Raw genomic sequence first — 18,383 nt, forward strand, 5'->3', positions numbered from 1 at the left:
TCAGTCCTTGTCAGCGGTTGCGATGGTCGTCAGAGTGTCGCCCTCGGCGACGAAAGGTTCATCGATGTCGTCCGGATCGGACGGTTCGAGCTGTTCGGGAAGGTCTCCGTCGCGGTGACCGGGCATGCGGCCGGCGGGGATGATCGCGAGCAGCGAGACGGCGGCCAGGGCGAGCAGCGAGATGTTGAGTGCACGCAGCCGCGCATCCTCGTTCACAGCGACGGCAGCGTCGATCTGCCGTTGGGTCGCATCCGTCGTCGTCGAGAGCACACCCTTGAGGTGGTCGTTCGTCACGAAGTTGGGGCTGTCGAGGTTCACCTGTGAGACGAGCGCCGGCGGCAGCTCCGGATGGTCGGCGATGCTACTGGCGATGAGCCCGCCGAGCACGCCCACCGCGAAGACGCTCGCCACGGCGATGCCGACGCTCCCCGAGAGGTTGTGTACGAGTCCGCGCCAGGCTCCGACGTCTCCGGCGAGCTTCTTGGGGGCGGCGGAGAGCAGCGTGTTGAACACCAGCGCCACGATCGACCCCTGACCCAGGCCGAGGACGATGAGGCCGACCACGACGACGAACTGCTCCCACTCGTTTCGCACGCTGAACGCGAGGATGATCAGGCCGACCGCCACGACGATGAAGCCGAACCGCGCCAGCACCCGCGGCGGGAACCGCTTGTAGAGGCTGGCGACGAATGTGCTCGCCACGAAGATCGAGAGCGTGTACGGGATGACGGCGATCGAGGTCTCGAAGCTCGTGCGCCCCTGCACCACCTGGATGTAGAGCGGAATGAGGAAGTTGGCCGCCGTGCCCACGAAGAGCATCGTTCCCATGCAGATGGTCACTGCGCGCTCCGAGCCGGTGGCGAGCACACGCAGGTCGAAGATTCGCGACTTCTTCTGCGCCTGCCTCCGCCGGATCCAGACGAAGAACAGCTGACCCACGACGAGGCCGAGGATCACCAGCACAGGCGCGGGCGAGAGCCCCAGAATGGAGAACGGCGCACCGTCGGTCGCGAGCACCAGTCCCCACGGCTCGAGCCCGCTGAAGCCGAAACTGAGCAGGATGATCGAGACGGCCGCCAGCACGGCGCCCGTCCAGTCGATGACGAGGTCGCGTTGCGGGGCGATCGATTTGAACCGGAAGCTCAGGAGCAGGTTTATGGCCGCGAGCGCGACGATCAGCCAGAACGACCAGCGCCAGCCGATCGTCGAAGCGAACGACCCGGCGATGAGTAGGGCCAGGACGCCCGCTGCCGGGATCGCAGCGGCGAGGAGTCCGATCGCCCGTGCCTGCTGTTGTCCGTGGTAGTTCGTGGCGATGAACACCGTCAGCGCCGGAGCGATGAGGGCGATGACCGCGCCGGAGGCCGCCTGGGCGATGAACAGCATCGTCGCCGAGGTGCTGAGCGCCACGGCCGCCATCGAGAGACCGTGGATCACGACCGCGATCTGGAACACGCGACGGGTGCCGAACCGGGCTCCCAACTTGGCGCCGAGCAGGATGAACGCGGCCATTGCGAAGGTGCCGGCCGTGATCGCGGTGCCCACCGAGGTCGCCGGGGTGTCGAGATCGGAGGTGATGCCGGCCATCGACACCGTGAGGGTGTTGACGGCGAACGACGCCTGGATCTGGGTGAGGACGACGACGATCAGCGGCAGCCACGACGTCTTGGCGGTGAGTTCAGTGACAGCGGTCGATTGCGAGCTCATAGCCCAGCCCCTCTCGACGCGGATCACCGTGGGATGGCCCGCGCCCTGTTCTGTTGTTCCCCGGCTGGGGTGATTCTCATTCTGGTGGCTCCCAGCCGATCTGTCATTGCCTGTATTCAGTATGTAGTCCGGTCACGTCGGCAGACACTCCGCACGCACCGGCGATCAGGCCTCCCCGAAGCCGCTCTCCACCAACTCGGCGAGGGCGTCGACCGCCTCGGCGCCCCCCGCGTCCTCTGACGCGATCTCCGCCGTCTTTCCAGCGGTGAGCCCGAGCGACATGATGCCGAGCAGACTCTTCGCGTCTTTGCCGTTCACGGTCACCTTCACACCGAACGTGTTCGCCAATTTCACGAAGTCGGCCGCCGGCCTGGCGTGCAATCCGTCCTTATTGCGCAGCACGACCTCGCGCACGTACCGTCCGGCATCCGCCGGCGCGCTCGCGACCGGCGCCGGCACGGCGGCCGGCAGATCGGCCCAGGCCTCGCGTGCGCGCTCTGCCGCCGCGACCACCGCGGCCAGCTCCGCGCCACCCTCGGCCTCGACCGCGGCGGCGACGCCCGCCTCCACGAACGGAACGTCGACGACGGCGACCCTCGTCCGCTCGTCGTCGGCCAGCGTGTCCAATACAGTTTCCGCGATCAGCAGTGCCGAGCCGAGATCACTGATGACGAGCACGCCGGCCCCCGACTCCGCTTCGCCGACTGCGGCGCTCACCCTGGTGAAACTCGTCCCGATGCCGTCGTCATCGGTTCCTCCGGCTGCGACCAGCCGCACCGACGGCGCCATCTGCCCGGCCAGGGCGACGACGCCGTCGGCGAGCTGCCGACTGTGCGAGACGAAGACGATGCCGACCCGCTCAGTCATCGGCCGCCGCCTCCGCCGCGGCACGAAGGATCAGGGCTGTGGACTGCGCTCCCGGATCCCGGTGTCCGACCGCCCGCTCTCCCAGGTAGCTCGCGCGACCCTTGTGCGCCACAAGCGGTTCGGTCGCCACCGCGCCGGCTTCGGCCGCATCAGCCGCCTCGCGCAGCACCTCGATCGGGTCCGCCCCCGCCTCCAGCGCGGCGGCCGCGGCGTCGACGGCCGGCGTCCAGGCATCGATCATCGTCTTGTCGCCGACGGCGGCCTTGCCCCGCGACACGATCCCGTCGCGGGCGGCGGTGAGCATCGCCACGACCGTCGCCGCGTCGAGCTCGGCCGCGTCCCCGACCGGCTCAGCCGCCTTGAGGAAGGCTGTGCCGTAGAGCGGTCCGGATGCGCCGCCCACTGTCGAGATCAGCGTCATCGCCACCGATCGGAGCGCGGCGTTCGGTGTCGCATCCACGGGGAGCCCACCGAGGGCGTCGACCACGGCCCGGAGACCACGGTCCATGTTCTCGCCGTGGTCTCCGTCGCCGATCTCGCGGTCGAGGGTGTTGAGATCGTGCTTGTTGCGGGCGACGACATCCGCCGCCGCCGCCATCCAGGCCGTGACCCAAGTCGTGTTCAGCGTCATCCGCCGTCCTCCCGTTGTTCGATGTTCCCGGGGCTACCGGGTGTTCAGAGACCCCACCGCAGTGCGGCGGTGTGAACGGGCGCGTCCCAGAGGGCCGTGAGCTCGTCATCCAGTTTCAGCACGGAGATCGACGCGCCCTGCATCTCCAGCGAGGTCACCAGGCTGCCGACCAGCGACCGGCCGAGGATGATGCCGCGCTCATCGAGAATCTCCGCCGCGCGCCGGAACACGATGTAGAGCTCCGACAGCGGCGTGCCTCCCATGCCGTTGACGAAGAGCAGCACGGTGTCCCCCGAGGCGAAGGGCAGATCGTCGAGGATCGCGGCCATCAATCGGTCGACAAGCTGGTCGACCGGTTCCAGTTTGATCCGCTCACGACCCGGTTCGCCGTGGATGCCCACACCGAACTCGACCTCGTCGTCGCCGATGTCGAATCCCGGCTCACCGGCGTGCGGCACGGTTCCGGCAGTGAGCGCCAGACCCATCGAACGCACATTGGCGTTGACCTTCTCCGCCACCGCGGTCACCGCATCGAGGTCATCGCCGCGATCGGCCGCCGCGCCCGCGATCTTCTCCACCAGCACCGTTCCCGCCACCCCGCGCCGACCGGCCGTGTAGAGCGAATCCTGCACGGCGACGTCGTCATTCGTCACGACGGAGCGCACGCTGATGCCCTCGGCTGCCACGAGATCGGCGGCCGTCTCGAAATTCAGCACGTCGCCGGTGTAGTTCTTCACGATGTGCAGCACGCCCGCGCCGCCATCGGCGGCCTTGGTGGCCTCGACGATCGGCATCGGCGTCGGCGAGGTGAACACCGGCCCGGGAACGGCGGCGTCGAGCATCCCCCGACCGACGAAACCGGCATGCAGGGGTTCGTGACCGCTGCCACCTCCGCTGACGAGGCCGACTTTGCCCGGCACCGGACCATCGGCCCGCGACACGAAATCAGGATCATGCGACACCGTGACGATGTCGGCATGAGCTCGGGCGAACCCGTCGAGAGACTCGCTCACGACGTCTGTGACGCCGTTGATGAGCTTCTTCATCGAAACCCTTCCTTTCACTTCTGTCAGTGCGTCGCCGCCACCCACTCATCGAGCTTCGCGGCCGCAGCCCCGGAGTCGATCGCCTGGGCGGCGACCGCCATTGTCGAACGGAACCGATCCAGGATGGCTTCCTGAACCCTCGACGGGTCGGACGCGAGCTCGTATGCCACGAGTCCGGCCGCCGCGTTGAGTAACACGATGTCGCGCACGGGACCTTCTTCGCCCGCCAGCACGGCACGCACGACGCTCGCGTTGTACGCGGCGTCCTTTCCGAGCAGATCGTCCATCTTCGCGCGCGGGATGCCGAGGTCGCGCGGATCGATGTCGTGCTCGGTGACCAGCCCGCGGGAGACCTCCCAGACGTGGCTGTGACCGGTGGTGGAGAGCTCGTCGAGCCCATCGTCACCCCGGAAGACGAGAGCGGTCGCGCCCCGCGTTTGGAAGACGCCGACGAACAGCGGCACCCGGTCGAGCGTCGCCACGCCGACGGCCGAGGCCTCCGGGCGCGCGGGGTTGCAGAGCGGTCCGAGGTAGTTGAAGACGGTCGGAACGCCGAGCTGGGCGCGCACCGGGGCGGCGTTGGCGAATCCCGGGTGGAACGCCGAGGCGAACGCGAAGGTGATCCCGGCCCGCTGAAGCACCTCCGCCACCTTCTCGGGTGGAAGGGCGAGGTCGATGCCGAGCTCGGCCAAGACATCCGAGGAGCCCGACGAGGAGCTCGCGGCGCGATTGCCGTGCTTGATCACGGGTACGCCCGTGGCCGCCGCGACGATGGATGCGGTGGTCGAGATGTTCACGGTGCCGAACCGGTCCCCCCCGGTTCCGACGATGTCGAGCGCCATCGGGTCCACGGGCAGGGGAACAGCGTGGTCGAGGATCGCGTCGCGGAAACCGACGATCTCGTCCACCGTCTCGCCCTTGGCGCGCAGGGCGATGAGGAACGCCGCGAGCTGAGCCTGGGTGGCCTCTCCGGTCATGACCTGGTCCATCGCCCATGCCGCGTCGGCGACACTCAGATCCTCCCGCTCCAGCAATGCGGTGAGAATCGACGACCAGGACTGCATTTCCGACATAGTGCGATCCTACTGAGCCCGCGCGCTCGCTGCGTTCCGACGGGGTAAAAGTCGCGACTAAGGGCAGCCTTACCCGACAAATACCGCATTCCGGCCTGTCGGATGAGAAAACCACGGCTTCTTTTCAGCCATAATGGTTACCGTGACGAGCACCTCAATATCTCCTACGGCGAGTGCGCCTTCCATCAACCGGCCCAATGTGGTGGCCGTCGGCACCATTGTCTGGCTGGGCAGTGAGGTCATGTTCTTCGCGGGTCTCTTCGCGATCTACTTCACCCTCCGCTCCACGTCCCCCGGACTCTGGGCAGCGGAGACCGCGCACTTGAACGTTCCGTACTCCCTCACGAACACGATCATCCTTGTGTCGAGTTCGTTCACCTGCCAGGCCGGCGTCTTCGCGGCGGAGCGGCTCCAGCCGCGCGCCACGGGCTGGAGCCCGCGCAAATGGGGAATGGTCGAGTGGTTCACACTCACATACGCGCTCGGCGCGATCTTCGTCTCCGGCCAGATCCTCGAGTACGCCACGCTCGTCTCCGAGGGCATCTCGCTGAGCTCCAACGCCTACGGTTCGGCGTTCTACCTCACCACCGGATTCCACGGTCTCCACGTCACGGGCGGCCTCATCGCCTTCCTTCTCGTCATCGGTCGAGCCTTCGCTGTGAAGACCTTCGGCCATAAAGAGGCGACGAGCGCGATCGTCGTCTCGTACTACTGGCACTTCGTCGACGTCGTCTGGATCGGGCTCTTCCTGGTCATCTACGTTCTCAAATAGGAATCAGGAGCAGACCTCACTACCATGCGCGCGAATACACGCACCACGACGAAGTCCCCCCGCAAGGGCGGACGTCGTCACCCTCTCGCCACGGTCGCTCTGATCGCGATCGGCCTCGGCCTCACCGGCGGCGCCTACGCGGCGTTCAACACGTCGACCGCCTCGGCCGAACCGCAGTCCGCCGCGTCGACGCAAGAATCCGTCGACCAGGGCAAGAAGCTCTTCCAGTCGAACTGCGCCACCTGCCACGGCCTCCAGGCCGCCGGAACGACGAACGGGCCGAGCCTGATCGGCGTCGGCGCCGCCGCGGTCGACTTCCAGGTCGGCACCGGCCGTATGCCGATGGCCATGCAGGGCCCGCAGGCCCCGGAGAAGCCCGTCCAGTTCACAGACGCGCAGATCAAGGCCCTCGCCGACTACGTCGCCTCGCTGGCCCCCGGCCCCTCGATCCCCGAACAGAAGTGGCTGAACGGCGACGGCAACGCCGCAACGGGCGGCGAACTCTTCCGCGTCAACTGCGCCATGTGCCACAACGTCGCCGGCGCCGGTGGCGCGCTGACCGAAGGCAAGTACGCTCCCTCGCTCAACGGTGTCAGCGCCGCACACATCTATGAGGCCATGATCACCGGCCCGCAGAACATGCCGGTGTTCAACGACATGAACATCTCGCCGCAAGGCAAGGCAGACATCATCACGTACCTCAAGTACATCCAGAACAACCCGTCGCCGGGTGGTTTCGAGCTCGGATCGCTCGGCCCGGTGGCCGAGGGTCTGTTCCTGTGGATCTTCGGTCTCGGTGCCATCGTCGCGCTGACCGTGTGGATCACGGCGAAATCGAACTAGACGGTACTTGAGACATGGCACAGCGTATGAAGGAGAACAATGGCACAGGACGATAACAGCGGTCACGAGCTGACCACTGCCAGCTCGTCAGCCGTCGACGTCCACCGGACAGGCGATCCGGGAACGGCGGTGATCATCCGCGACACGGTCGAGAACCCCGGGTTCCCGCCGCACCGTCCGCGGGTCACCGACCTCGACCCGAAGAAAGAGCGCCGGGCCGAGCGAACGGTCTACACGCTGTTCTACCTCTCGATCGTCGGAAGCGTCTGGGCCGTCGCCGCCTACATGGCGTTCCCCATCAACGACAACGACCCCGGTTCGGTCCGCCTGAACAACCTGTTCATCGGTCTCGGCATCGCCCTGGCGCTGCTCGCCATCGGCATCGGCGCCGTGCACTGGGGCAAGGCACTCATGCACGAGAAGGAGGGCGTCGACCTCCGCCACCCCGTGCGTGGTTCGGAGAGCTCCACCGAGCGCGCCGTCGAGATCTTCCGGCAGGCCGACGAAGAGTCGGGCTTCAGCCGTCGCACTCTGGTTCGGAACAGCCTCATCGGCGCACTGATCGCGTTCCCGCTGCCCGCCGTCGTCCTGTTCCGCGGCCTCGCGCCCGAGAACGCCGACCCGGTCGTCCTGCTGTCGCACACCATGTGGGCGAAGGGCACCCGGCTCACCCGTGACCCGTCCGGCACGCCGATCAAGGCGTCCGACGTCACCCTGGGATCCGCGTTCCACGTGATTCCGGAGGGGCTCAACGAGAAGGAAGACCGTCTCGAGGAGAAAGCGAAGGCCGCCGTTCTGCTCATGCGCCTCAAGCCGGAAGACCTCCACGTCTCCAAGGGCCGCGAGAACTGGAACTACGACGGCATCGTCGCCTATTCCAAGATCTGCACGCACGTCGGATGCCCGGTGGCGCTCTACGAACAGCAGACCCACCACCTCCTGTGCCCGTGCCACCAGTCGCAGTTCGACATCACGCACGAGGCCGAGGTCATCTTCGGTCCTGCAAAGCGTCCGCTGCCGCAGCTGCCGATCACCGTGGATGCCGAAGGCTACCTCGTCGCGCGCAGCGACTTCACCGAGCCTGTCGGCCCGAGCTTCTGGGAGCGTCATTGAGTACCACAACCGCCGCGCCTCCCGCGGCACCCGCCGAGGTCAAGAAGGGCGGCTTCACCGCCGCCGCCGCGAACTATATCGAAGACCGCACGAGCATCTCGGGCGCCGTCAAGGAGTTCGGTCGCAAGATCTTCCCCGACCACTGGTCGTTCCTGCTCGGTGAGGTCGCGCTCTACAGCTTCATCGTCATCCTGCTCACGGGAACGTTCCTGACGTTCTTCTTCCAGGCATCGATGGCCGAGGTCGTTTACCACGGCTCCTACGTCCCCCTCAAGGGCGTGGAGATGTCGGCGGCCATGTCGAGCACGCTCAACATCTCGTTCGAGATCCGCGGCGGTCTGCTCATGCGGCAGATCCACCACTGGGCGGCGCTGCTCTTCGTCGCGGCCATCGGCCTGCACATGCTGCGCATCTTCTTCACCGGCGCCTTCCGCAAGCCGCGCGAGCTGAACTGGGTGATCGGCTTCGTGCTGTTCATTCTGGCGATGGCCGAAGGCTTCACGGGATACTCCCTCCCGGACGACCTGCTCTCGGGCAACGGCCTCCGCATCATCGACGGCATGGTCAAGGGCATCCCGGTGATCGGAACGTGGACCTCGTTCCTGATCTTCGGCGGCGAGTTCCCGGGAACGGCGATCGTCGGGCGTCTCTACACCCTGCACATCCTGTTGCTACCGGCGCTGGTGCTCGCCTTCATCGCACTACACCTGATGTTCGTGGTGATCCACAAGCACACGCAGTACGCCGCCCCGGGCCGCACCCAGGCCAACGTCGTCGGCTACCCGGTCCTGCCGGTGTACGCCGCGAAGGCCGGTGGCTTTTTCTTCATCGTGTTCGGTGTCCTCGCGCTCATCGCGTCGCTGTTCACCATCAACCCGATCTGGAACTATGGTCCGTACGACCCCTCACCGGTCTCCGCCGGCACACAACCCGACTGGTACATCGGCTTCGCCGACGGCGCTCTGCGTCTGATCCCGCCGGGCTGGGAGTTCGTCTGGCTCGACCGCACCTGGTCGTTCAACATCATCGTTCCACTCGTCGTGCTCGGTGCGTTCATCGTCACGGTGATGTTCTACCCCTTCATCGAGGGTTGGATCACCGGCGACAAGCGCGAGCACCACATCCTGGACCGTCCGCGCAATGCGGCCACACGCACCGCGATCGGTGCGGCGGGGGTCACGTTCTACGCCGGTCTCTGGTCGGCGGCGAGCTCGGACATCATCGCCACGCACTTCAAGCTGACGATGGAGGGTGTGATCCACTCCATCCAGGCGATCGTCATCATCGGGCCGTTCATCGCGTACTTCCTCACCAAGCGCATCTGTATCGCGCTGCAGAAGAAGGACCGCAGCATCGCCTTGCACGGCTACGAGTCCGGCCGCATCGTGAAGCTCCCGGGTGGCGAGTTCATCGAGGTGCATGAGCAGCTCGACGAGTACGAGCGCTGGCGACTGGTGAGTTTCGACACCTATGAACCGCTGATGCTCCGTCCGAACAGCAAGGGCAAGATCACCTTCGGCAACCGCTTGCGGGCGGGGATCTCTCGCTGGTTCTTCGAAGACCGCATCCTGCCCCCGACCAAGGGCGAACTCGAATCCGGCCACGGCCACCACTGATCGAGCAGCCGCTGCGAAAGCGCCGGTACGCATCTGCGTGCCGGCGCTTTGGCGTGAAAGGACCAGGATGACCGTCCCACCTCCCCCGAGCGCCGAGCCCGACACCCTTGCCTCGTGGCTTCGCTGCCCGGTGTGCGCCGAGCCGCTCGAAGCCGTGGAGCGTCTCGCCCTGGGGTGCACCACAGGGCACCGCTTCGACGTCAACAAGCGGGGCTATGTCACCCTCCTGCCGGGTGGCACGAAGTTCATCGGAGATAGCACGGCGATGCTCGACGCTCGCGACACCGTGCTGGAGGGGGGCGTGTTCGCCCCCGTTGCCGCGGCTATCGCCTCCGCCGCACGAGGACAGCGCATCGTCGATGCCGGCGCCGGAACCGGCTACTACCTCCGCGCGACGATGGGCGCGCATCTCGGATCCCGCGGACTCGCCCTCGACCTCTCCCCCGCCGCTGTCGCCCGCGCCGTCCGATCCTCGCCCTCGATCGTCGGCGTCGTCGCCGACACCTGGCGACCCCTCCCCGTGCGCACCGGATGCTGCGACACGGTGCTCGACGTGTTCGCTCCCCGAAACCTCCCCGAGTTCCACCGCATTCTGCGCCGCGACGGACGTCTGGTCGTCGTGGTCCCTCGGCCCGACCATCTCATCGAGCTGAGGGCCGACGGTGGCATGCTCGACGTCCCGGCCGACAAGGCGGAAGACGTGATCGTGTCTGCACAGCCTCTGTTCAGCCTTCTGGAGCGAGAACACCTCACACACCAGCTCTGGCTTGATACGGCAATTCGGAGCGCCCTGGTGGCGATGGGGCCCTCCGCGCATCACGCGATGGACACCTCGGTTTCGGCTACGAGCGCCACCGTCTCGGTCGACGTGCTGGTCTTCCAAGCCGCGGCCGCCTAGCAGCAGGGAACGAAGAAGAGCGCCACCCCCCGAAGCGGGGAGTGGCGCTCTTCTTCGTTGCGGTGCCTCAGCGGGCGAAGTATCCGCGGTAGTACTCGTAGGTCCAGCCGACCAGGCAGATCAGGGCGAAGGCCACGCCGATGAAGCAGAGCCAGAACCCCACCGCGAGGCCGACCATCACCAGACCAGCGGCGAAGGCCAGCGAGACCGGCCACCAGCTCCACGGGCTGAAGTGACCGAGTTCGGGATCGCCGTCGTCGATGTTGGCGTCGAGGCGGTCCTCCGGGAGCTCACCGCCCTGCGAGGCGTGCGAGCGGCCGACATAGAAGGCGATGAATCCGGCGAGGATCGCGCTCAGCGTGAGCGCGACCGTTCCGACCCATTCCACCTTCATGTGCATCGGGTCGAGCAGGCTCCACAGAGTGTAGACCGCAGCCGACAGGAGGAAGAAGATCGCGAGGATCCAGAAGAGGATGGCGTTTGCTCTCATGGGCTACTTCACCTTGTCGTCTGCGAGGTCGAGAACGGGGCTGTCCGGGGCGTCCTTGCCGCCGCCGACGCCGATGGGGATACCGGCTTCGGGGTGGTTCAGGTCGAACGCGGGCGACTCGCTACGGATGCGCGGGATCGACGTGAAGTTGTGGCGCGGCGGCGGGCAGCTGGTCGCCCACTCGAGCGAACGGCCGTAGCCCCAGGGGTCGTTGACCGTGACCTTGGGAGCGTTGCGCGCCGTCAGGTACACGTTCACGAAGAACGGGATCATCGAGATCGCCAGGATTGCGGCGCCGACAGAGGAGAGCTGATTCATCCAGGTGAAACCGTCGCTCGGCAGATAGGTGGCGTACCGACGGGGCATGCCGACGACGCCGAGCCAGTGCTGCACGAGGAACGTGGTGTGGAAGCCGATGAACAGCAGCCAGAAGTGCCACTTGCCCAGCCTGTCGTTCAGCATCTTGCCCGTCCACTTGGGCCACCAGAAGTAGAAGCCGGCGAACATCGCGAACACGACGGTGCCGAAGACGACGTAGTGGAAGTGGGCGACGACGAAGTACGTGTCGGAGACGTGGAAGTCGAGCGGCGGCGAGGCGAGGATCACTCCGGTGAGGCCACCGAAGGTGAACGTGATGAGGAAGCCGATCGACCACAGCATCGGCGATTCGAAGGTGAGCGAACCGCGCCACATCGTGCCGATCCAGTTGAAGATCTTCACGCCGGTCGGAACCGCGATGAGCATGGTCATCAGCGAGAACCAGGGCAGCAGCACCGAGCCGGTCACGTACATGTGGTGCGCCCACACCGTGACGGAGAGGGCCGCGATCGAGATCGTCGCGTAGATGAGGGTCTTGTACCCGAAGATCGGCTTGCGGCTGAAGACCGGGAAGATCTCCGAGACGATTCCGAAGAACGGGAGCGCGATGATGTAGACCTCGGGGTGGCCGAAGAACCAGAACAGGTGCTGCCACAGCAGCGCTCCGCCGTTCGCCGCGTCGTAGATGTGCGCGTCGAACACACGGTCGGCAGCGAGGCCGAACAGCGCGGCCGCCAGCACCGGGAACGCCATCAGCACGAGGATCGAGGTGACGAGCGCGTTCCAGGTGAAGATCGGCATGCGGAACATGGTCATACCGGGCGCACGCATCGTGATGATCGTGGTGATGAAGTTGACCGCACCGAGGATGGTTCCGAAACCGGAGAGGGCCAGTCCCACCACCCAGAGGTTGCCTCCGATACCGGGTGAGAACGTCGTACTCGAGAGCGGCGCGTAGGCGAACCAACCGAACGAGGCGGCACCCTGCGGGGTGAGGAAGCCGGCGACGGCGATGAGGCTACCGAACGAGTAGAACCAGTAGGCCAACGCGTTCAACCGGGGGAACGCCACATCGGGTGCACCGATCTGCAGCGGCATCAGCACGTTCACGAAGCCGGCGAACAGTGGCGTCGCGAACATCAGCAGCATGATCGTGCCGTGCATGGTGAACAGCTGGTTGTACTGCTCTTTCGTCTGGACGACCTCCAGACCCGGCTCGAAGAGCTGGGCGCGGATGATGAGTGCCATCACGCCGCCGATGAGGAAGTAGATGAACGACGTGATCAGGTACATGTACCCGATCGTCTTGTGGTCGGTCGACGTGATGTAGTTCACGAGGATGTTGCCCTTGCGCTCCACAGTGCTCGAGCCGAGCGGCGCTGCCGCCTGAGGCGCGGGCGCGGTGGTCGCCGCGGGAGCCGGTGCTGTCGTCGTCATTCGTGGATGCCCTACTCGTTACCCTTGGGAGCGCCCGTGCCGGGCAGGTTGGTGTTGCGGTCGTACTCGGAGCCGAGCTGGCCCTCGTACCCCTGGTCGCGCAGGCTCTTGATGTGGGCCTCGTATTCCGCCTGCGGCACGATCTTCAGATTGAAGAGCATGGCCGAGTGATACTCGCCGCAGAGCTCGGCGCACTTGCCGACGAAGGTGCCGGTGCGGCCCGTCGTCTCGAAGTACATCTTGTTGGTCTGGCCCGGGATGATGTCTTTCTTGTAGAGCATCGCGGGAACCCAGAACGAGTGGATCACATCTCGGGAGTCGAGCAGAATGGTGATCTTCTTGTTCTCCGGCAGATACAGGGTGGGGATCTCCCCCTCTTGAACCGCACCGGGCGTCGCGCTCGAGTCGTCCGGCTGAACCTGGATGCCCGGGTCGTACACATCGTCGTTCGTGTAGTTGAAGTCCCACGCCCACTGCTTCGCGTAGACCTGGATGGTGAGGTCGGGATGCGCGTACGGCTTCTCGATCGCATCCTGGTCACGGGCGGTGAAGGCGAAGAATCCGAGAACCAGGATGAGCGGCACGATCGTGTAGAAGATCTCGATCGGCATGTTGTAGCGCATCTGCACAGGGAGTCCGGTCTGACCCTTGCGGCGGCGGTACACGATCACCGCGAAGATGATCAGGCCCCAGACGATCACGCCGACGATCAGAAGCACCAGCCAGCTGGTGACCCAGAGGCCGCTGACCCGCTCCGTGTGGTTGGTGACGGGCTCTTTGCCTTCGACGAAGCCGGGCAGGAATCCGTTCAGCTGGGCCTGCGTGCAGCCCGCAAGGACGATTGCGAGTGTCGCTGCGATCGGGATAGCAGCCCATCGGAGACGGCGATTGTGACGCACCGGTGACCTTTCAGAGACTCATGGACAGTTCACATTCAACTGTATTTGACCGTTACCACCCTACTCCGCCGCACGCGCCGGAACGAACCAGAAAGGGCCGCCCAATCGGGCGGCCCTTTCTGTATTTCTGTGCTACAGCGCGGGTCGGCTCAGTGGAACGAGTCCCCACAGGCGCAGCTTCCGCCCGCGTTGGGGTTGTCGATGGTGAACCCCTGCTTCTGGATGGTGTCTTCGAAGTCGATCGAGGCGCCGTCGAGGTACGGAACGCTCATCTTGTCGACGATCACCTCGACGCCGTCGAAATCGACCGTCGCATCGCCGTCGAGCATGCGCTCGTCGAAGTACAGCTGGTAGATCAGGCCGGAGCATCCACCGGGCTGGACGGCGACGCGCAGACGCAGGTCGTCGCGGCCCTCCTGCTCGAGCAGGGTGCGGACCTTGGTGGCGGCGGTGTCGGTGAGCCCGACGCCGTGCGCCTTCGAGGCGGTCAGTGTTGTGTCGGTCATGGCACTCCTCACACAGGTGCGGTTGGGTCGATCAAGAAAATCTGGGTCGATTCTACGTTGGAAAACCGGGAACGACCCGAGTTCATTCCTGGCGGCTCATTCCGATCGTCGATCGAGGCGAGCCAGCAGCAGGGCCTCCGCCAGGATCGCCCGCTTGAAAACACCGAGGTGGAGCGATTCGTTGGGGCTGTGCGCGCGGGTGTCGGGGTCTTCGACCCCGGTCACCAGGATCTGTGCGTCGGGGAACTCGCGCACGAGGTCGGCGATGAACGGGATGGACCCGCCGACGCCGGTCTCGACCGCGTCTTTGCCCCACGCATCCGTCATCGCCCGCTTGGCCTCGGAGGCCGCCCAGCCGTCGGTGTCGACGAGGAAGGCGTCCCCGGTGTCGACGTCGTCGATCTCGAGGTGCGCGCCGAACGGCGCATTGGCGCGAAGGTGCCGTTCGAGCGCTTTGTAAGCGTCGGACGCGGCCTGCCCAGGGGCGACCCGCGCGCTGATGCGCACGGCAACGCTCGGCAGCAGAGTGTTGGAGGCGTTGGCGACGCTGGGTGCGTCGATGCCCGTGACGGTCACCGTCGGCTTCGACCACATCCGCGACAGGATGGGTCCGGTGCCGATCGAGGTCACACCGTCGAGCAGAGCGGCCTCCTCCCGGAATTGCTCCTCCGAACGCACGGGCGGCTCGGCGGCATCGGTGCGCTCCGTCAAACCGTCGACGGCGACCGAGCCGTCCTCGTCGTGCAGGGTGGCAAGCAGTCTGACCATGGCGAGCATCGCATCCGGGGCCGCGCCACCGAACATCCCGGAGTGCGAAGCGTGCGCGAGGGTTGAGACGGTGAGCTTGAAGGTCACGTTCCCGCGCAGCGAGACGGTGAGGGCCGGCGTGTCGATATCGACGTTGTCCGAGTCGGCGACGACGATCACATCGGCTTTCAGCTCGGCCTTGTTCTGGTCGAGGAAGTTCGCGAACGAGCGGGAGCCGAACTCCTCCTCCCCCTCGATGAAGACGGCGAGCCCCAGATCGAAGTCCGGTCCGAGCGCGCCGACCAGCGCGCGCACGCTCGCGACATGCGCCATCACACCCGCCTTGTCGTCGGCCGCACCGCGCCCGTAGAGGCGGTCACCGCGCACGGTCGGCTCGAACGGCCGGGTCTGCCAGTCCTCATCCTTGCCCGGGGGCTGCACATCGTGGTGCGCGTAGAGGAGCACGGTCGGCCGACCGTTCCGCGCGGCTCGCGTGGCGAGAACCGCCGGCTGCCCGAGCTCGGCCCCACCGCCGATCGGGGCCTGCCGGATGCTGACGCTCTCGAACGCACCGGTCGCCTCGAGCAGACCGGCGACCGCGGCGGCGCTGGCCGCGACCTGCGCCGGATCGAAGGCAGACCACGACACCGAAGGGAGACGGACGAGCGCCCCCAGATCCGCGATCGCGGACGGCAGACCCTGCTCGACCCCGGCGCGGATGCGCGCCTCGGCTTCTGCGGATTCGGTGGGGGACGCAAGTTGATGGTTCGTCATGACGGTAATCTTAAGTGGACCCCCCGATCGAAGGCTTAACGTTGGCAAAACGAGACAACCCGGACACCAGTGACGCGGCAGACCACGTCATTGAGACCGCAGAAGAGACCGCCGAGCGGCTGGCGCAGGGCAAGGGCGCCCCGACGCCGACCCGTCGCGAGCAGGAAGCCGCTCGAAAGCGGCCTCTGGTGCCCACCGATCGCAAGGAGGCCGCACGCCAGGCGCGTGCGAAGACCACCGAGGCCAGGGAGAAGGCGCGCGTCGGCATGGCCGCCGGCGACGACCGCTACCTCACGGCCCGTGACAAGGGCCCACAGCGGCGTTATGTGCGCGACTACGTCGACGCGCGGTTCAACATCGGCGAGTTCCTCATCCCCGTGATGCTGCTGGTGATCGTGCTCTCATTCCTGCCCGGATACTTCCAGGTGTACGGGCTGCTCGCGCTGTGGGGGTTCTTCCTCGTCGCGGTGATCGACTGCTTCATCCTCGGCTTCCTCGTGCGCCGCAAGCTCGGCGCGAAGTTCGGCGTCTCGAAGGTGGAACGCGGCGTGCGCTGGTACGCGGCGATGCGCGCCCTGCAGTTGCGCGTCATCCGTCTGCCGAAGCCGCAGGTCAAGCGCGGCCAGTTCCCCAGCTGACGTGACGATCGTCGCAGCAGCGGACGGCTCCGCACTCGGCAACCCCGGTCCCGCCGGATGGGCGTGGTACGTGGATGACGCCACCTGGGCGGCCGGTGGCTGGCCGCACGGCACCAACAATCAGGGCGAGCTCATGGCGGTGGTCGACCTGCTCGAATCGACCGCCCACGTCGACGACGATCTCCGCATCCTCTGCGATAGCCAGTACGTCATCAACGCGGTCACCAAATGGATGCCCGGGTGGAAGCGCAAAGGCTGGCGCAAGGCCGACGGCTCCCCCGTTCTCAACCGGGAGCTGCTCGAACGCCTCGATCGCGCCACCCAGGGGCGCCGATACACCTTCGAGTGGGTCAAAGGGCACGCCGGCCACGACCTCAACGAGGCGGCGGATGTGCGAGCCCGAGCCGTGGCCACCGCTTACCAGAACGACGCCCCGATCCCGATCGGCCCGGGCTGGCCAGGCGCGATCCGTGCCGACGCGAACGGGGAGGTCATCGAGGGCCCCCATGCCGGCGCCCCCACACAGTCCGACGTGACCTCGGTGCCGGCTGCGACCGCGGTCGAGCTCGACCTTTTCGGCGACGACCTGCTCGCCGACGAATCCGACGCCGAGATCGTGACCCGCCTGGAACGCGAGCTCCAAGAGGTGGCCGTGCGAGCGGACTCCTCACGGGTCGCCGCGATTCTGCACCCGGCCTTCGAGGAGATCGGCCGCTCGGGCCGGCTCTGGGGGCGTGATGCGACGCTGCAGGCGCTGGCGGCCGAAGAAGACCCGTCTCCGGTCACTTTCGAGGTGCTGGGCGTCGACCGTGTCGCCGGAGACACCATTCTCCTGACGACCCGCACGACGGATGCCCGTGGCAGCGCCCTCCGCAGCTCGCTGTGGCTGCGCACGGACGGGCGCTGGCGCATCCGGTTCCACCAGGGGACACCCGAGGCCGAATAGGCCGGCTCCCCGCCCTGGCCTCAGCGGTTCGCGAGCCCGCGGTTGATCTGTCGCGCCCAGAGCGGGCCGAGGTAGAGGAATGCGGTGTAGCCCTGCACCAGAGTGGCTCCCGCGTCGAGGCGTGCCCGCACATCCGCCGCCGTCTCGACCCCGCCGACCGAGATCACACACAGCTCGGCGGGCACCTGCGAACGGATCAGCCGCAGCACCTCCAGCGAACGAGCGGCGAGCGGCGCACCCGAGAGCCCGCCGGCTCCGGCCGTCTCGACGACGGCCGAATCGGTTCGCAGCCCCTCGCGGGAGATCGTGGTGTTCGTCGCGATGATGCCGGCCAGGCCGATCCGCACCACCAGCTCGGCGATCTTCTGCACCTGGTCGTCGGTGAGGTCGGGCGCGATCTTCACCAGCAGTGGGGTACCGCCGGCGACACCCTTCACCGCCTCCAGCAGCGGCGCGAGCAGATCGAGCTCTTGCAGACCGCGGAGACCCGGCGTGTTCGGCGAGCTCACGTTGACCACCAGATAGTCGGCAACGGGGGCGAGAGCGCGCGCGCTGTCGAGGTAGTCGGCCGTCGCATCCTCGACCGCGACGACACGGCTCTTGCCGATGTTAATGCCCAGCACCGGTCGAACCCGTTTGGCCGCTGTCGTGGCGAGACGCGACGCCGCAGCGTTCGCACCGTGGTTGTTGAATCCCATCCGGTTGATGACGGCACGATCCGGGATCAGACGGAACAGCCGGGGCTTCTCGTTGCCCGGCTGAGCCTGAGCGGTGAGCGTGCCGACCTCGACGTGGCCGAAGCCGAGTTGGCCGAGACCGATGACGCCCTCGCCGTCTTTGTCGAAACCGGCCGCGACACCGAACGGTGAATCGAAGCGGAGACCGAGCGCGTCGACCGCCAGCGAGGGATCGGGCCGGGTGAAACGGCGGACGAGGCGACCGAAGCCGAGGGCCGGGAGCGCCCGGATGACGAGGAACGCCAGGTGGTGTGCGCGCTCAGGGTCGAGCTTCGAGAGGACGAGGGTGAAGAGTGTGCGATACATGCCTGTAGAAGATTACCGG

The 18,383-nt window shown here is 66.6% G+C and carries 18 protein-coding genes; 7 read left to right on the plus strand and 11 right to left on the minus strand.

Translation table 11 applies throughout. From position 1 onward, the window contains the following. The 5 genes from K5L49_RS04445 to trpD all read right to left on the minus strand — a co-directional run bounded on the left by K5L49_RS04445 (position 1) and on the right by trpD (position 5,324). Complete coding sequence (locus K5L49_RS04445; protein ID WP_223690800.1) at positions 1-1,707, minus strand: MFS transporter; 1,707 nt, start codon at positions 1,705-1,707, stop codon at positions 1-3. A gap of 165 nt (positions 1,708-1,872) precedes the next feature. Beyond that, positions 1,873-2,574 (minus strand): dihydroxyacetone kinase phosphoryl donor subunit DhaM, encoded by a 702-nt coding sequence (gene dhaM, locus K5L49_RS04450; RefSeq protein WP_223690801.1) that lies wholly within the window; start codon positions 2,572-2,574, stop codon positions 1,873-1,875. Then, on the minus strand, positions 2,567-3,205 hold the full coding sequence (gene dhaL, locus K5L49_RS04455; protein WP_223690802.1) for a dihydroxyacetone kinase subunit DhaL: 639 nt from the start codon (positions 3,203-3,205) through the stop codon (positions 2,567-2,569). Before dhaL ends, dhaM begins: the two co-directional genes overlap by 8 nt. Before the next feature lie 44 nt (positions 3,206-3,249). Beyond that, positions 3,250-4,251: a dihydroxyacetone kinase subunit DhaK gene (gene dhaK / locus K5L49_RS04460; RefSeq protein ID WP_223690803.1), complete on the minus strand. Its 1,002-nt coding sequence runs from the start codon at positions 4,249-4,251 to the stop codon at positions 3,250-3,252. A 23-nt stretch (positions 4,252-4,274) separates the two neighbouring features. Then, the gene (gene trpD / locus K5L49_RS04465; protein WP_223690804.1) at positions 4,275-5,324 is read right to left on the minus strand and encodes an anthranilate phosphoribosyltransferase; all 1,050 of its coding nucleotides are present in this window, start codon (positions 5,322-5,324) and stop codon (positions 4,275-4,277) included. A 133-nt stretch (positions 5,325-5,457) separates the two neighbouring features. Here trpD and ctaE point away from each other — a divergent pair, with 133 nt between their 5' ends. From ctaE to K5L49_RS04490, 5 genes are all read left to right on the plus strand, one after another. Then, entirely contained in the window at positions 5,458-6,096 is a 639-nt protein-coding gene (ctaE, locus tag K5L49_RS04470; RefSeq protein WP_223690805.1) for an aa3-type cytochrome oxidase subunit III, read from the plus strand. A 24-nt stretch (positions 6,097-6,120) separates the two neighbouring features. Continuing rightward, positions 6,121-6,939, plus strand: a complete 819-nt coding sequence (gene qcrC / locus K5L49_RS04475; protein WP_223690806.1) for a cytochrome bc1 complex diheme cytochrome c subunit — start codon at positions 6,121-6,123, stop codon at positions 6,937-6,939. A gap of 39 nt (positions 6,940-6,978) precedes the next feature. Beyond that, on the plus strand, positions 6,979-8,052 hold the full coding sequence (qcrA, locus tag K5L49_RS04480) for a cytochrome bc1 complex Rieske iron-sulfur subunit (RefSeq protein WP_223690807.1): 1,074 nt from the start codon (positions 6,979-6,981) through the stop codon (positions 8,050-8,052). Next, positions 8,049-9,668, plus strand: a complete 1,620-nt coding sequence (qcrB, locus tag K5L49_RS04485; RefSeq protein WP_223690808.1) for a cytochrome bc1 complex cytochrome b subunit — start codon at positions 8,049-8,051, stop codon at positions 9,666-9,668. The genes qcrA and qcrB overlap by 4 nt, the downstream gene beginning before the upstream one ends. A gap of 67 nt (positions 9,669-9,735) precedes the next feature. Further along, a complete protein-coding gene (locus K5L49_RS04490; RefSeq protein WP_223690809.1) occupies positions 9,736-10,566 on the plus strand; it encodes a putative RNA methyltransferase in 831 nt (276 codons plus the stop codon). Between the two features lie 67 nt (positions 10,567-10,633). On the opposite strand, the gene K5L49_RS04495 is transcribed toward K5L49_RS04490, so the two are convergent. The 5 genes from K5L49_RS04495 to K5L49_RS04515 form a co-directional block, all read right to left on the minus strand. Continuing rightward, positions 10,634-11,056, minus strand: a complete 423-nt coding sequence (locus K5L49_RS04495; protein ID WP_223690810.1) for a cytochrome c oxidase subunit 4 — start codon at positions 11,054-11,056, stop codon at positions 10,634-10,636. Positions 11,057-11,059: 3 nt separating this feature from the next. Then, positions 11,060-12,811, minus strand: a complete 1,752-nt coding sequence (gene ctaD, locus K5L49_RS04500) for an aa3-type cytochrome oxidase subunit I (protein ID WP_223690811.1) — start codon at positions 12,809-12,811, stop codon at positions 11,060-11,062. Between the two features lie 11 nt (positions 12,812-12,822). Beyond that, entirely contained in the window at positions 12,823-13,710 is an 888-nt protein-coding gene (gene ctaC, locus K5L49_RS04505; RefSeq protein ID WP_223690812.1) for an aa3-type cytochrome oxidase subunit II, read from the minus strand. Between the two features lie 149 nt (positions 13,711-13,859). Further along, complete coding sequence (gene erpA / locus K5L49_RS04510; protein WP_223690813.1) at positions 13,860-14,216, minus strand: iron-sulfur cluster insertion protein ErpA; 357 nt, start codon at positions 14,214-14,216, stop codon at positions 13,860-13,862. A gap of 96 nt (positions 14,217-14,312) precedes the next feature. Next, entirely contained in the window at positions 14,313-15,737 is a 1,425-nt protein-coding gene (locus tag K5L49_RS04515; protein ID WP_223690814.1) for a dipeptidase, read from the minus strand. 41 nt (positions 15,738-15,778) lie between these two features. Here K5L49_RS04515 and K5L49_RS04520 point away from each other — a divergent pair, with 41 nt between their 5' ends. Next, the gene (locus K5L49_RS04520; protein ID WP_223690815.1) at positions 15,779-16,375 is read left to right on the plus strand and encodes a DUF3043 domain-containing protein; all 597 of its coding nucleotides are present in this window, start codon (positions 15,779-15,781) and stop codon (positions 16,373-16,375) included. 1 nt (position 16,376) lies between these two features. Beyond that, positions 16,377-17,321: a ribonuclease HI family protein gene (locus K5L49_RS04525; protein ID WP_223690816.1), complete on the plus strand. Its 945-nt coding sequence runs from the start codon at positions 16,377-16,379 to the stop codon at positions 17,319-17,321. A gap of 20 nt (positions 17,322-17,341) precedes the next feature. Here the strand turns inward: K5L49_RS04525 and K5L49_RS04530 are convergent, their stop codons facing one another. After that, complete coding sequence (locus tag K5L49_RS04530; RefSeq protein ID WP_223690817.1) at positions 17,342-18,364, minus strand: quinone-dependent dihydroorotate dehydrogenase; 1,023 nt, start codon at positions 18,362-18,364, stop codon at positions 17,342-17,344. Between the last annotated feature and the right edge of the window lie 19 nt (positions 18,365-18,383).

Origin of the sequence: Leifsonia poae (assembly GCF_020009625.1) — a bacterium.
GTDB classification, from domain to species: Bacteria; Actinomycetota; Actinomycetes; order Actinomycetales; family Microbacteriaceae; genus Leifsonia; species Leifsonia poae_A.

Excerpts from the sequence above, each read along its gene's own strand:
- K5L49_RS04445 (WP_223690800.1), bottom strand. The coding sequence starts at position 1,707 with ATGAGCTCGCAATCGACCGCTGTCACTGAACTCACCGCCAAGACGTCG.
- dhaM (WP_223690801.1), bottom strand. The coding sequence starts at position 2,574 with ATGACTGAGCGGGTCGGCATCGTCTTCGTCTCGCACAGTCGGCAGCTC.
- dhaL (WP_223690802.1), bottom strand. The coding sequence starts at position 3,205 with ATGACGCTGAACACGACTTGGGTCACGGCCTGGATGGCGGCGGCGGCG.
- dhaK (WP_223690803.1), bottom strand. The coding sequence starts at position 4,251 with ATGAAGAAGCTCATCAACGGCGTCACAGACGTCGTGAGCGAGTCTCTC.
- trpD (WP_223690804.1), bottom strand. The coding sequence starts at position 5,324 with ATGTCGGAAATGCAGTCCTGGTCGTCGATTCTCACCGCATTGCTGGAG.
- ctaE (WP_223690805.1), top strand. The coding sequence starts at position 5,458 with ATGGTTACCGTGACGAGCACCTCAATATCTCCTACGGCGAGTGCGCCT.
- qcrC (WP_223690806.1), top strand. The coding sequence starts at position 6,121 with ATGCGCGCGAATACACGCACCACGACGAAGTCCCCCCGCAAGGGCGGA.
- qcrA (WP_223690807.1), top strand. The coding sequence starts at position 6,979 with ATGGCACAGGACGATAACAGCGGTCACGAGCTGACCACTGCCAGCTCG.
- K5L49_RS04490 (WP_223690809.1), top strand. The coding sequence starts at position 9,736 with ATGACCGTCCCACCTCCCCCGAGCGCCGAGCCCGACACCCTTGCCTCG.
- K5L49_RS04495 (WP_223690810.1), bottom strand. The coding sequence starts at position 11,056 with ATGAGAGCAAACGCCATCCTCTTCTGGATCCTCGCGATCTTCTTCCTC.
- ctaD (WP_223690811.1), bottom strand. The coding sequence starts at position 12,811 with ATGACGACGACAGCACCGGCTCCCGCGGCGACCACCGCGCCCGCGCCT.
- erpA (WP_223690813.1), bottom strand. The coding sequence starts at position 14,216 with ATGACCGACACAACACTGACCGCCTCGAAGGCGCACGGCGTCGGGCTC.
- K5L49_RS04515 (WP_223690814.1), bottom strand. The coding sequence starts at position 15,737 with ATGACGAACCATCAACTTGCGTCCCCCACCGAATCCGCAGAAGCCGAG.
- K5L49_RS04530 (WP_223690817.1), bottom strand. The coding sequence starts at position 18,364 with ATGTATCGCACACTCTTCACCCTCGTCCTCTCGAAGCTCGACCCTGAG.